This is a genomic window from Pseudomonas sp. RSB 5.4 (assembly GCF_037126175.1).
Classification (GTDB): Bacteria; Pseudomonadota; Gammaproteobacteria; order Pseudomonadales; family Pseudomonadaceae; genus Aquipseudomonas; species Aquipseudomonas fluorescens_H.
This window is the reverse complement of record NZ_CP146986.1, coordinates 1,489,290-1,502,099: the sequence shown is the minus strand read 5'-3', so window position 1 is coordinate 1,502,099 and position 12,810 is coordinate 1,489,290. Positions and strand designations below refer to the sequence as shown.

Here is a 12,810-nt window from a genome sequence, read left to right as displayed (position 1 = left end):
AGTGCATACGGCAGGGCTCTCCAAGGTAGGTAGATAGCTGATAGGAGGGCCGGCTTTGAGAGTACTTAACCATGCTTAATTCGAACTGCCCGACAAGCAGCCGGCTGACGCCGAATGATCGAGTTCTATTTCTCGATTTTGATGGGGTGCTGCACCCGGACGACGTTTACCGTACTCGGAGTGGTTTGGTGTTGCGTGCACCCGGGCAACTCATGATGCATGCCGGAATCCTGGTAGAGATACTGGAGGACTTTCCTCAAGTCAAAATCAGCTTATCGACAAGCTGGGTGCGCATCCTCGGTTACCGCCGTGCACGCGCTGCCTTACCGCTAGAGTTGCAGGCTCTCACCGTGAGCAGTACATGGCACTCAAGAATGCCCAAGGCGCCTCTTGAGGGATATGACATGTACAGCCGCTATCAGCAGATCCGTACTGCAGTAACCAGGGCGGGCCTGACGAATTGGATCGCCCTGGATGATGATCCTTTTGAAAGCTGGCCAGATCACGATCGACGGTTGATTCGCACTGATTCCAACCTGGGCCTTAGCTCAGCGCCGACTCAGGAGGAGCTACGGTTCAAGCTGAGAGCCTCGATGGGGACGTAAAGACATTCCCCGAGACGCTTTGGAATTGCTGCTAAAGCACGAGTTTATTGCTTCAGTAACCGTATTCGTTAAGCAATTTGCGCAGAAATTCACGCCGCCTTTGAGCGATGCACAGAATTAGGTAATCACGCTCGTAGTCCTTGGTCGAGAGGTGTCCGGCATCCAAAAGGCCATGGATGTAGCCTTCTGCTTTGCCTCTCGCTTCGAGCAGTGCCTCTACTGTTGTGCTTTGGTAAATGTCTTCAGCCAGCATTCGCCACCGTTTCTTCTGCTGCTGCCCGATTGGGTCGTCCGAAAATTTTGGTGCGTTGATCAGGGTGTTGAAATCAGCACGTGCGTCGGGTGTGTTCATAGCGGATTCTCAGAGCAGTTATGGCTGTGCCGAGGCTATCATGCGCACATTTAATGGCTTGCTGTTGGCTGGATTTGTAGGCGCTGGCGCGAAGGTACGACTTCAATGATGGCGCAGGTTTTCGATAGCACCTTTGAAGCCTGGAGTTGGATATGGGACACCTCAGCCTTGAGGACATTTACCCCGATGACGTAGAAAAATATGGACATATGCGGGTAGGAATGACCGATCTCTACGTAAAAGACAATCACGCCGTTTATGGCGTGGTTACACGTGGCGATTACCGCGAGCTGACCAGCAGGTTACTGCGTGACGAGGCGGTGCAAATGATCATCAGCGCTAAGCTTGCCGCGTTGGCCGAAGAGTACGATCCGTGGATCAGGCGCATCGAACGCAATCGCGCCTTACGGGCTATGTATGGGAACAAATTCGATCCTTGGAGAGACGACTGACAGCTCCCTGCGTCCAGTCACGAATGCAGCGGCTCGTCATATACCGCGCCTCATCGACCTATCGATACTGTAGTCAGTGGAAACAAACGTTGGGCGCTTAGGCTGGCTGGCGACTACGTCCGCGTTGCCAAATCGCACTGCACTTGATCACCCTTTCTATCTGTTCTGAACTGCCATTTGCATTGGACTTGAACAACGCGCTTAGCATCCATGACCGGGGCGTAGCGATTCATTGCTGCGCATCGACACTGGCAGAGATCGGCCAAAAGCGGACGCTTCTCGCGGTTCTATTCCAAGATATCCTTGGGTATTGAATCAGTCATTCTCAAGTCGAGTCACCATCAGCGTGGCTCCAACGATTTCACTGGGTGAGCGGCCTTGAGCAATCAGCCCGGAAATGGTGCGTAGATAGGGTGCGGTGTGTGCGAAGAATTGGTAGTAGCCCTTGCACAGGTAATTCAATCCAGCCTCGCCATCCTCGGCCTTGATAAACCGATGCTTCGGACAGCCACCCCAACACCCTTTGAGCATTTTGCATTCCCGGCACTGTCTGGGCAGTGAAGTCAATTTGTCCTGGCCGAACTTTAGTTGCTCTGGCGTCTGCAGCATCGTGGCCAATATCTCGTGCTGGATGTTGCCCAGATGATATTCGGGATAAACGTAATGGTCGCAGGCATACACATCGCCATTATGTTCGACGACAATCCCCCTTCCGCAGGTGGGCTGATGGTGGCAAGCCGCTCCCGGTTCCCCCATGTAATTGGCAAGCGCCCACTCGAAATTCATCACGTAAACGCTACCCACATCCTTGGCCAGCCACAGGTCGAAGATCGTGTTGAGAAATTTGCCGTAGTCGTCGGCTAGCACTGACCAGCGCGTGATCTGCTCGGCACGCTGGTGACTCGCGCTCATGATGACTCCGCCACCCGGGCTGTGCAGGGTAAAACCCATGGCTTCATCGGCGGCATCGGGCGCGCGCTCCACAATCGGGATGAACTGGATGTATTCGATGCCGAGTTCGCGAAAGTAGTTGTAAATGCGCAGTGGTTCCTGACTGCTGCGGCGATTGACGCAAGCCAGAATATTGAATCTGACGCCGTGAGCCTTGAATAAATGTAGGGCGCGCAGCACCAGTGCGTGGCTCGGATGGCCGCCAACCGTGACCCGGTATTCGTCATGAATATCCGCTGGCCCATCCAGAGAAAGACCAATCAGAAAGTCATGCTCGACAAAGAATCGGCTCCACTCGTCATCAATCAGCAAGCCGTTCGTTTGAAAGCTGTTGCTGATCTTTCGACCTTCGCCATATCGAGCCTGTAGCTGGACTGCTTCCCTGTAGAAATCCAGCCCCATCAGCGTAGGCTCGCCACCCTGCCAGGTGAATGCCACTTCCGAATGCGCAGGATGCGATTCAATGTAGTTGCGTACATAGGTTTCCAGCACATCCTGACCCATGCGATGGCGACGCTGCTCTCGGTAAAGCGTGGCCTTTTCCAGATAAAAACAATAATCGCAGTCCAGATTGCAGTCGGCGCCGCTAGGCTTGGCCATGGCGTGAAAGGAGAAGGCCGGAACGCGGACTTGAGCTTCGCTTGTAGCAGCCATCTATAAGCCCCTTGCGAACAGATGCACCCTGGGGCACATGGAGTAATGGAAAGACTGTCAACCCAGTGGTGCCCCGTAAGGGCGCCGTACAAGGCTATTTCCTCTCTTCAGCCAACTGCGCTGCTTTCTGCTCGATCAGTTGTTGGGCCTTGGCCATTTCCGGAGATTGCGGCTTGAGATCGATTGTCACGTCGTCGATCTGCCCGGTGAAGGTGAATGGCACGTCATAACTGAGGTTTACCGGAGTGCCGGTGTCTTCGCCAATATCGAAAGTTTCCACGCTCATGGTAAAGCGCACAGCCACCGTGTGTTCGATACGCCCCTGAGCGACCTGTTGATCATCAACGTACAGGGTCGCCGCGCCGCCTTTACCCATACCACCGCCATCATATTTGAAGTCCATCACCACTTTATGTTTCCCGGGGCTGAGAGCCGCCGGGGCGGTGATGCTGGTGTGTCCGATATTGCCGAAGTTGTAATGAAATACTGGCTTGCCCTTGTCCAGATACAGAGCCCAGCCATCAAACAACCCGCCCAGCGTTGCAATCATGCCTTCGGCGCCGTTGGCCGGAATCTCCAGATTGGCGGTCAGACTCCAGGATTTGTTTTTGATGTCTGGCGCTACGCCCTCCGGAATACGCTTGCTGCCTGCGTAATAGGTGAATGAAGTGCGCCCCGGAGACAGGCTCGGCCGGTTGATCGGGTTGAGTCGCATCACCCGATCATTGTCCAGCGGCAATACGTTGTATTTGGCCGCTTCGGCGTAGAACAGTTTCTGCATTTCCTTGAGTTTGTCAGGCATTTCCTTGGCCACGTCATTGGCTTCGCTGAAGTCCTTCTCGACGTGATAAAGCTCCCAGTTATAGCCAGTGATGACATCAACGTTTGGCACGCTGGTTGACCAAGGTGCCGCCACGGGGGTGGTGGCCGCTACCCAGCCGTCGTGGTAAATCGCCCGATTGCCGAACAACTCGAAATATTGCGTCTTGCGTGTGGACGCGGTCTTCGGCTGATCGAAGGTGTAAGCCATGCTCACACCTTCGATCGGACGTTGCTTGATGCCTTCAACCGAAGTGGGAGCCGGCACATGAGCGACATCGAGCACGGTGGGCAGAATGTCGATCACATGGTGCCACTGTGTACGGATACTGCCTTCGTCCTTGATATGCCCGGGCCACGAGATGACCATGCCGTTTCGTGTGCCGCCGTAGTGTGAGGCGATCTGCTTTGTCCACTGGAACGGTGTGTCCATTGCATGTGCCCAGCCCACCGGGTAGTGGTTGTAGGTTTTCCACGTACCCAGGTCGTCGAATTGCGAGAGCATTTGCTCGGTCGTCGGCACCACGCCATTCATCGCGGCTTCCAGGTTGGTCGCGCCACTCAAGCCCGCCTCGGCGCTGGCGCCGTTATCTCCGACGATATAAATGACCAGTGTGTTGTCGCGCAGCCCCATGTCATCGATGGCTTTCTCTACGCGACCGACGTTGTAGTCAGTCTGTTCGAGATAGCCCGCGTAAATTTCCATCATGCGCGCATAGAGTTTTTTCTGATCGGGATTCAGGGAATCCCACGCCGGAATGCTGTCGGGTCTGGCGGTGAGTTGGGTCTCTGGGGGAATGATTCCAAGCTGTTTCTGACGCGCAAAGGTCTGCTCGCGCAACTTGTCCCAGCCCATGTCGAACTGACCTTTGTACTTCTCCACCCATTCCTTGCGCGGATGGTGCGGCGCATGGGTGGCACCCGGCGCGTAATACAGAAAGAACGGTTTGTCCGGCGCTACAGCATGTTGCATATGCAGATATTTGATCGCCTGGTCGGCGAGATCGTAGTCCAGGTTGTAATCAGGCTTGCCGATGTAAGGCTCGATGGGTTGAGTGCCATCAAACACCAAGGCTCGCCATTGGTTCATGTCCCCGCCGATGAACCCATAAAACTTCTCGAAACCCAGTCCGGTTGGCCAGCGGTCGAAGGGGCCAGCCTGACTGGTTTCCCAATCCGGTACGTTGTGATCCTTGCCGATCCAGGCGGTATTCCAGCCGTTGTCGCGCAGGATGGTGCCAATGCCGGTGGTGTCTTTGCCGACCATCGAGTCGTAGCCCGGATATCCCGTGGCCATTTCCATGATTTGGCCGGTATGCACTGAGTGATGGTTACGCCCGGATAATAGCGCTGCACGGGTCGGGGAACACATGGCGGTGGTATGAAACTGGGTATACCGCAAACCTTTGTCAGCCAGTCCTTCAAGGGTAGGCGTATTCACCGGCCCGCCGAACGTGCTCGAGGCAGAAAATCCGACATCGTCCAGCAAAACAATCAATACGTTGGGCGCGTCTTTGGGAGCGATAGGTGAAGCGGAAAAGTGCGGCTTTGCCGAGTCTTTGGTGGTCAATCCGAGCTTGCCGTCAAACGGTACAGGCTGCATCGGCAGAGACTGGTCACCTTGTACTACACCGGCCAACATCAGCAAGGCCGGCGCTGTCATCAAGTAACGGGAGGTGAACGGGGCGTTGGAACTGCGCTTCATGGGGTTCATCCATGACTCTCCATTTCATTCAAATCTGAAAAGAGTAGTCCGTTACCCGAAATGTGCACATGTGAATGTGCAGTTCATTCTCGAAATCACGGGCCGTTTGGGAGTGCCACGGGCTTCCGTGAGCGACCGCTTATGGCCGAAAACGGTCGTGACTGTCTTGGAAAAAAGAGCTGGAATATGATGGTGTCAGCCGTGCCCCGCAGAGGCAGGCCCTTGCCACTGATGGTTCAGATCGCACTCCAGGTCAGCGTGCAGCATAAATCCCCAGACCTTTCCAACTGTCGTAAAGAAAGAAAAGTCCTGCAGTTCTGACCTTCAGGACTTTTCATGTTCATGAGCTGGACAAAAACTCAGGGTTGCGCACGCGTCTCTGAAAGAGCAGGCGGCTATCCATCATTCAACATATGGATAGGGCCATTTCTCTTTTGTTGTCTAGCGTTCTCAGGTCGCCGACACTGGTTTTGATGACTCCTGCGACACTTTTATATTGCCTGGCATTCGGATAGCTTTGCTATTTTTTGTAGCGACGCAAGACGCCGATTCTGTAGGCCAGTTCTTGAGTTCAGTCTTGATCAATTTGACCGGACACAGCAACAACACCTCTCCAAATGAAAAAAGCGGGAATGCTGATACGAGAGGCTGATTACGCAAGGTTTCTACATGGCCCCAGGTTTCTGAGGCGAAATCCTCTGCAGCATAGTTTTCGGTCAGCAAAAATTTGGCTTCCGATTGGTCACGAACCTTCATGAGGGATGCTGACGAGTAAACGATGGTCTGAGTGCCTCCAGGCGATACGCCGATGACAATTACGAGGATCGCTAAGGCCAGAGCAATGCACTGTGAGATCCGTTTGAATAGATCGGCCTTACTGACATAAAAAACCATCGCAGGCATTAGTGTCAGACCGGCGGAAAATATCGATATCAGCATGAGTTTGATTAGCGCTTCAGGGGAGTCCTCACCGGTGTAGGCTCTAAGGATGAGGCTAACAGGGAGCACAGCCGATACAACGGCAGCAACAAGTACAAAGGCCAGCATGGCTAGCAGGAAAATGCGGGATGCTCTGCTATTCGGTTTTCCGGGCGCTGCGGAGGTTGCGCACAAGTCCAAAGCGAGTCTGAATTTTGGACTGAGATGCAACGCTGGAATCGTGATAACGACAAACGCTACCAAGAAGGCCAACCGATCCCAGTCGTTTAAATTTTGGGCTTCGAATATCAAGGCCATTAGTGTGGCTATGCCAAGCAACACCGGCCAGAAAAACACCTTCACAATCTCGGGTTGAAGGTTAGGGCTATCGTTGAACAATGACACCGAGAGGCCAAACAGAATGCCGGTGGTCATGAGTACCACGAAGTAAGCGGTTACCACGAGAGCCACAATAGCTAGCCACGTAACCAGATCTGATTTCGCGGCAAGCGCTGCCGCCATCAGGTCAGGACGACCGATGGCTGTCGTGTAGGTCGATATCGTGTAAATCCCCAGCAGCGTGCCAAGTCCACCCAGAAAGACGGTCAACTGAGGCCAGTGGGAGAGGATGCGTTTTAGATTTTTTTTCAATGCTTGCTTGAAGGTGAGAGGTTTCACTTCAGTCACGTAATCGATTCCGTAAAGGCTGAACAACAATGGATAGCGAGCGATCTCGTTCTTGGGAGTCCTCAAAGGCGTGGTCGCAAGCGTGTCCGCAGCTATATCGCCTTCCTTTTTTCATGCTTGATGAAAATTTATTTTTTTTCGCCCCTTGAAAAATTTTTTGTGCGACGGATCTTTATATTTGAGGACAACAGAAAAGCAGCGATCTTGGCGCCTCTCCGTTCACCGGTCTTCCTGGACAACCTATGTGGTTTTTCGCTGTTGCTGTGCTCTTGCTTCTGGCTTTTCCTTGCGACTTATCTTGGCTGACGCCGGTGTATGGCGGCCTCATGTGTACAGCAAAATCGTCCTTTAGCGGCTGAAAGCCGCTGCTAACCCGTTTGATTTCAAATTCATGGTCTTTTTTTTGAAAAAATTCCCGTGTCGGACAAATTCGTGCGAGTCAGTCCGCAGATCAACTGGAGAGAGCAGATGGACGATGAGATTGAGTTTAAGGTTTGGCGCTCGGCGCAGCAGGCATGTAGCAAGGTGTCGTTTGCGTGACTGCTTGAAGAGGCGGTCGCCAGTTTCAAGAGAATCCCTGGCCTTGATCCTATCGTGCGGCTGCACGCGTCAGTGATCGGCGCTGAGAGCATCAGAGTGCTACGTGATGCTCTGAAACGTCATCATATCGACGCTGGCCCAACTGAAAGTTACGTCGAGCTTCGATCTCGCCTGAGAATGCATTTGCGCGACCATCTGCAATTGCACGTGATGAAGAACGGTTTTGCCTCTGATGAGATGAAAGCTGATCAGCTTGATCGAGATCTGGGGCTGTAGGAGGGGCTTTCAGAACTCATCAGCAGGGCTCAATCAGCCCCCGACAAATGGGATTCCAATAATAAGCGGCAAAGGGCTGTTAGTGCCTCAGTCTAAATGTTCGCGAAAAAAGGGTCGTCAATCGATGTTTGGGTCACCTACCGATATGGCCTGCGCGGCTCATGGTTGAGTGAGTTAGCCTATGAACGGGCTCCCCTTGGCAGCGACTAGACATAGCCTCAACTGGTTGCTTTCGGCTAAAAACGGACGTTCGCAAAAGTCCGCTAACGGCCAAAAGCAGTCGGTCGAAGATGTCTAGGATATTAGGGGCGACTCACTGCCAGAGCGGAGTTGCATCACCAAGAAGTGCTGTCTTAACATCCTTACGGTTTATGGGGGGCGCGGTTCAACTGATACCAGACAACTGGTGCGGCCGGCAATCCATGAGTTAAAATTGCACGTTTCTAAAGGGTGATGTTCGCCAAGCCTCAATCTGGTAATTTCGTCGAGGCCTAATATAAAAATAGGAGGCGTTAGTATTATGAGCTTTAAAGACAAAGGAAAATGTCCTTTCTGTGAAGAAGTTATGACTCCGGAAGTTACTGAAATAAATAGCGTTCGAAGAGATAAGTGCGCATGCAGTAACTGCCGTAAAGACATTTACATTTGTCGCGCTCCAGCATGTAGAGACTATGCAAGAGGAGGCGACATGTACGATGACGAATTCTGTCTTGCGTGCTCGGATAAAATTGCGGAGTTTGGAAAAAAATCAGCAGAGCAATTCGGCACGGCAGTCGTACTGGCCGGAGCGGCCCTAGTGACAACTTGGTTAAAAACGCTAAATAAAAAATAATCTAGATCCGGTTTGCTGTAACGGATAATTCAAACTGACCTGAATCTTCCTGTATTTCTAAGGCATATCGAAAAGTCGCTTTTGGCTTTTTATCTGTCTTGAAAAGGACGGCAACCGGCCAGACGCAGACGCTGGACAGGACAGCTACCCAACCTCGACCAGATGCTAATTCGATCTACTAAATCGCCGTAATGCCGAGGTTTCGTTATCAGTCGCTGGCGGATGCAGATGTTTTGACGGAAAATTCGGTGCTTTAGATATTAGTCGCCAAGGAACGGACATGGCGTTGACCAGCAAGATCACTCCCTACAATCCCACTTGGCCCGCTCGTTTTCTGGCAGACAAATCACTCATCGCTTCGGCCTTTGGCGATGAACTGCTTGCCATCCACCACGTTGGAAGCACCTCTGTTCCAAAACTCGCGGCGAAGCCGGAGATCGATGTGCTCATCGAGGTTCACGATCATCGCAATGCCTCGGCGCGGGACGAGGTGTTGATGGGTTTGGGATATGTACGAGGAAGTGATCTATCGCAAGGGCATCATTTCTATCGGCGTAATGTGGATGGGGTTCGCACGCACAAGCTCCACGCTTGTACCCGTGGCCACCTTACGATCACCCAGATGCTTGGGTTCAGAGATTTGCTTAGGCGCGATGCCTCGATCCGCCAGCAGTATGAAGCGCTGAAGTTTCAGTTGGAGTCGAGCAACACTGGTGGGATGGCTGAGTATCTGGAGAAAAAGTCTCCGTTTATTATCGCGGCGCTACTTCATGCCGGTATATCCATTTCTGAATGACCGATGGATCGCTGAGCGACCCCGGAATCAAGTGTCCGCTTTTGGCCAATACCAGCCATTCGTGAACGATTGCTTCGACTCGTTGCGGACACGTAGTGACTACCTCGGTACCTTCAGCTTTGCTTCGTCCCTCATCGCTATACGCAGTACCTAATTCAAGGATGTTATTGCTGCAATCTATGCATTAATGTTCTGCAATCAGCCCATCTTGTTCATTAGAGGATCAGTTCTCACACTAGCGGCATCTGTTTGGAAACAGCTTCTGACTCTGGAGGAAACGACCATGGTATCCGCTATCCGCTTTAACCAGTTCGGCGCGCCTGAGGTGTTGAACCTGGAACCGCTGAGTGAACAATTGCCAGGGCCAGGCGAGGTTTGGATTGAACAGGAGGCCGTTGGGGTCAACTTCCTCGACGTGACTCAACGCAAGGGCCTAGTGCCTGTTGCGCTGCCATCCGGACTCGGATTGGAGGGAGCCGGACGGGTCGTCATCATTGGTGAAGGTGTCAGCAACGTGCACGTTGGCGATCGTGTCGCTTATGCCACCGGCCCAATTGGCTCATATGCGTCGGCCCGACTTTATCCGGCCGAACGGCTGGTGAAGATACCAGACGCCTTGTCGTTCGATGATGCCGCCGCTGTCATGTTCAAGGGCATCACAGCGCAGTACCTGTTAAAAACCACCTATCCTGTCGCTCAGGGCACAACTGTCCTGATTTATGGTGTGGCGGGAGGATTGGGGGAGATCATGGTGCCATGGGCCAAGCACCTCGGGGCGACAGTGATCGGTGTGGTTTCAAAACAGGCCAGTGTCGAAAAAGCACAGACATCGGGTTGTGATGAAGTTCTGGTGTTCGACGCCAACAGCCTGGCATCCGAGGTCAGTCGTATTACCCAAGGCAGAAAGGTCGATGTTGTCTACGACCCAATCGGACGTGCTTCTTTCGAGGCGTCTTTGGATAGCCTCCGGCCACGCGGGCTGATGGTCTCGTTCGGGGCTTCGTCAGGTGCGCCCTCGGCTGTGGAGTTGTCAACGCTCAACGCTAAAGGTTCGCTGTTCCTGACACGCCCATCGCTGGCAGCGCACACCGCCAGCGCCTCTGAGTACCAAGAGCGGGCACAGGATGTGGTGGCAGCTGTAGGGGCGGGTATTATCAAGCCCCGGATCTGGGCCAGCTACGCTCTGAAAGATGCATCGCAGGCGCATACAGCGTTGGAGTCGGGGCAGTCATCAGGGGCTATCATTCTAAAACCATGAATCTTGACGTTCTGAATAATCAGCACAGTGACGAAATCGCTGCGTTTCTTGCAGTTGCCTCGCAAGGCTCCTTTGTCGCTGCAGGCCGGCTTCTGCAGCGACATCCTACCATCGTCTCGAAACGACTGGCCGCGATGGAAAAGCGCCTCGGTGTCCGTCTCGTCGAGCGCTCAACCCGGCAGGTTCGAATTACGCAAGTAGGCGCCAAGCTTGAGGAACGTCTGCGCGCGGCCATAGGCCTGATGGATGAAGCGCAGCAGCAGGCGGCGGAAGGTGCCAGCGAAGTTCGAGGTACATTGCGACTCGCACTGCCGGCAGCTATGGGACGGCGTTGGCTTGGCCCGATGTTGCCGGAGTTTCTCAGGGATCATCCGCACGTTTCGATTCTCGCAGACTATAGCGAACGTCTGGTCGACATCATTGACGAAGGATTTGACGTTGCGATCCGAATCGGAGAATTGGAAGACAACCGACTAATAGCCACGCAACTAAGTGAGCATCGCCGGATTCTGTGTGCTTCGCCGGCTTACATCGAAAAGCACGGCATGCCCGAAAACCCACACGATCTAATCGAGCACAATTGCCTTCGCTTCAGTGGTCTTGCGTCTTTTCCGCAGTGGAGACTTTATCGCGGCAGCAAATTTCAGACCGTCTCGCCAAAAGGAAACCTGACGGCCAACGACAGCGAATCATTACTTGCCGCGGCTTGCGCTGATTCAGGAATACTGGGTGCTGGCGAATGGTTGATGCGTCATGACATTGCGGCCGGAAAGTTGCTTCATGTTCTCCCGGACTGGCAGCTGGACACCGCCGGAGGGGTTTACCTGGTTAGGCCGTCAGCTAAGTTTCCCAGCGCCGTAGTAATAGCCTTCAAACAATGGATCGAGTCAAAATTTATCCCCGCGCCCCCATGGGCTATTTGACCGTCTGATTAATTCCCACTTCAAACAAATGGAGGCCCCTTGTTCAAAGGTGTCGCTCTGTCTATTACTTCATCATGCCTTTTTGCCACCCTTTACTACTACGCAACCTTGCTTTCCCCACTCAATGGAGAGGAAATTTTTGGCTGGCGCATGCTGCTGATGCTGCCTTGTATCACCGCTTTTTTAATAATTAGCGGAGAATGGTGCCAAGTAAAGGCCGTTTGGCAACGCCTTAGTCAGAAGCCGCAGTTACTCATCGGACTTTGCTTGAGCAGCGCTCTGCTGGGTACACAGCAATGGCTATTCATGTGGGCACCGCTCAACGGGCATGGCCTTGATGTTTCACTTGGCTATTTCCTACTGCCTCTTGTAATGCTGATGCTCGGCAAGGTTGTCTACGGTGACCAGCTAACATCAATCCAAAAAATTGCCGCCCTTTGCGCTGGACTAGGCGCGCTCAATGAGCTTTATCAAGTGGGGAAAATCTCATGGTCAACGCTGTTGGTTGCCTTCGGTTTTCCTCTGTATTTCATGTTGCGGCGTAAGCTCTCTACGGCGAGTCTCGGCGGCCTCTGGTTTGACATTTTGCTCACGCTACCGGTTGCCGCCTATTTTGCATTGGGGGATAGGTCGACGCCGGGTGTGTTCACTCAGGTACCAAATCTGTATTTGTTGCTTGCACTGTTGGCAGTCATCAGTTCGGCGGCATTCATGTCCTACACCGTTGCAGGGAAGCATCTACCATTCAGCCTGTTCGGCTTACTGGGTTACGTTGAGCCGATACTGATGGTCGCAGTGGCATTGATCCTGGGCGAGCAGATCAAGGCTGAGCAGTGGCTGACATATATGCCAATCTGGACTGCGGTTGGATTGCTTGTTTTAGACGGAGGGCGCTATCTGCGGGCAACACGGCTTTTAGCACGCGAACAGAATTCGGCAAAGGTCAAAGTGGATTTGTGTGATTTCGTTTGAGAAGCGCACACGTCCTCAATGGCCGAACTCTTTAGTTGCTCACCGGCAGCTAAGGGGCGATTTCAGTCGG

General features: G+C 53.1%; 11 protein-coding genes. 7 read left to right on the top strand and 4 right to left on the bottom strand.

All coding sequences use genetic code 11. The annotated features are described in order from the left end of the window. Window positions 1–71: 71 nt before the first annotated feature. Window positions 72–605, top strand: a complete 534-nt coding sequence (locus tag V9L13_RS06655) for an HAD domain-containing protein (protein WP_338801944.1) — start codon at window positions 72–74, stop codon at window positions 603–605. Between the two features lie 52 nt (window positions 606–657). Here V9L13_RS06655 and V9L13_RS06650 read toward each other — a convergent pair whose 3' ends face one another. Continuing rightward, window positions 658–957, bottom strand: a complete 300-nt coding sequence (locus V9L13_RS06650; protein ID WP_338801943.1) for a hypothetical protein — start codon at window positions 955–957, stop codon at window positions 658–660. A 152-nt stretch (window positions 958–1,109) separates the two neighbouring features. Here V9L13_RS06650 and V9L13_RS06645 point away from each other — a divergent pair, with 152 nt between their 5' ends. After that, complete coding sequence (locus V9L13_RS06645) at window positions 1,110–1,409, top strand: hypothetical protein (RefSeq protein WP_338801942.1); 300 nt, start codon at window positions 1,110–1,112, stop codon at window positions 1,407–1,409. A 315-nt stretch (window positions 1,410–1,724) separates the two neighbouring features. On the opposite strand, the gene V9L13_RS06640 is transcribed toward V9L13_RS06645, so the two are convergent. The 3 genes from V9L13_RS06640 to V9L13_RS06630 all read right to left on the bottom strand — a co-directional run bounded on the left by V9L13_RS06640 (window position 1,725) and on the right by V9L13_RS06630 (window position 7,143). Beyond that, a complete protein-coding gene (locus V9L13_RS06640; RefSeq protein WP_338801941.1) occupies window positions 1,725–3,014 on the bottom strand; it encodes an anaerobic sulfatase maturase in 1,290 nt (429 codons plus the stop codon). 94 nt (window positions 3,015–3,108) lie between these two features. Next, window positions 3,109–5,538, bottom strand: a complete 2,430-nt coding sequence (locus V9L13_RS06635; protein WP_338801940.1) for an arylsulfatase — start codon at window positions 5,536–5,538, stop codon at window positions 3,109–3,111. A 450-nt stretch (window positions 5,539–5,988) separates the two neighbouring features. Continuing rightward, entirely contained in the window at window positions 5,989–7,143 is a 1,155-nt protein-coding gene (locus V9L13_RS06630; protein ID WP_338801939.1) for a hypothetical protein, read from the bottom strand. 1,504 nt (window positions 7,144–8,647) lie between these two features. Between V9L13_RS06630 and V9L13_RS06625 the strand changes: the two genes are divergently transcribed. From V9L13_RS06625 to rarD, 5 genes are all read left to right on the top strand, one after another. Continuing rightward, window positions 8,648–8,791, top strand: coding sequence for a hypothetical protein (locus V9L13_RS06625; protein ID WP_338801938.1), 144 nt, complete (start codon window positions 8,648–8,650; stop codon window positions 8,789–8,791). A gap of 280 nt (window positions 8,792–9,071) precedes the next feature. Next, on the top strand, window positions 9,072–9,587 hold the full coding sequence (locus tag V9L13_RS06620; RefSeq protein WP_338801937.1) for a GrpB family protein: 516 nt from the start codon (window positions 9,072–9,074) through the stop codon (window positions 9,585–9,587). Between the two features lie 283 nt (window positions 9,588–9,870). Further along, on the top strand, window positions 9,871–10,845 hold the full coding sequence (locus V9L13_RS06615; protein ID WP_338801936.1) for a quinone oxidoreductase: 975 nt from the start codon (window positions 9,871–9,873) through the stop codon (window positions 10,843–10,845). Then, window positions 10,842–11,768: a LysR family transcriptional regulator gene (locus V9L13_RS06610; RefSeq protein WP_338801935.1), complete on the top strand. Its 927-nt coding sequence runs from the start codon at window positions 10,842–10,844 to the stop codon at window positions 11,766–11,768. The genes V9L13_RS06615 and V9L13_RS06610 overlap by 4 nt, the downstream gene beginning before the upstream one ends. Window positions 11,769–11,807: 39 nt before the next feature. Further along, window positions 11,808–12,740 carry an EamA family transporter RarD gene (gene rarD, locus V9L13_RS06605; protein ID WP_338801934.1) on the top strand — a complete coding sequence of 311 codons (933 nt, stop codon included), beginning with the start codon at window positions 11,808–11,810 and terminating at the stop codon, window positions 12,738–12,740. Window positions 12,741–12,810: the final 70 nt, after the last annotated feature.

Bases quoted from the DNA above. Each gene is read 5' to 3' on its own strand.
- V9L13_RS06650 (WP_338801943.1), bottom strand. From the start codon at position 957: ATGAACACACCCGACGCACGTGCTGATTTCAACACCCTGATCAACGCA.
- V9L13_RS06655 (WP_338801944.1), top strand. From the start codon at position 72: ATGCTTAATTCGAACTGCCCGACAAGCAGCCGGCTGACGCCGAATGAT.
- V9L13_RS06625 (WP_338801938.1), top strand. From the start codon at position 8,648: ATGTACGATGACGAATTCTGTCTTGCGTGCTCGGATAAAATTGCGGAG.
- V9L13_RS06645 (WP_338801942.1), top strand. From the start codon at position 1,110: ATGGGACACCTCAGCCTTGAGGACATTTACCCCGATGACGTAGAAAAA.
- V9L13_RS06615 (WP_338801936.1), top strand. From the start codon at position 9,871: ATGGTATCCGCTATCCGCTTTAACCAGTTCGGCGCGCCTGAGGTGTTG.
- V9L13_RS06640 (WP_338801941.1), bottom strand. From the start codon at position 3,014: ATGGCTGCTACAAGCGAAGCTCAAGTCCGCGTTCCGGCCTTCTCCTTT.
- V9L13_RS06635 (WP_338801940.1), bottom strand. From the start codon at position 5,538: ATGAAGCGCAGTTCCAACGCCCCGTTCACCTCCCGTTACTTGATGACA.
- V9L13_RS06610 (WP_338801935.1), top strand. From the start codon at position 10,842: ATGAATCTTGACGTTCTGAATAATCAGCACAGTGACGAAATCGCTGCG.
- V9L13_RS06620 (WP_338801937.1), top strand. From the start codon at position 9,072: ATGGCGTTGACCAGCAAGATCACTCCCTACAATCCCACTTGGCCCGCT.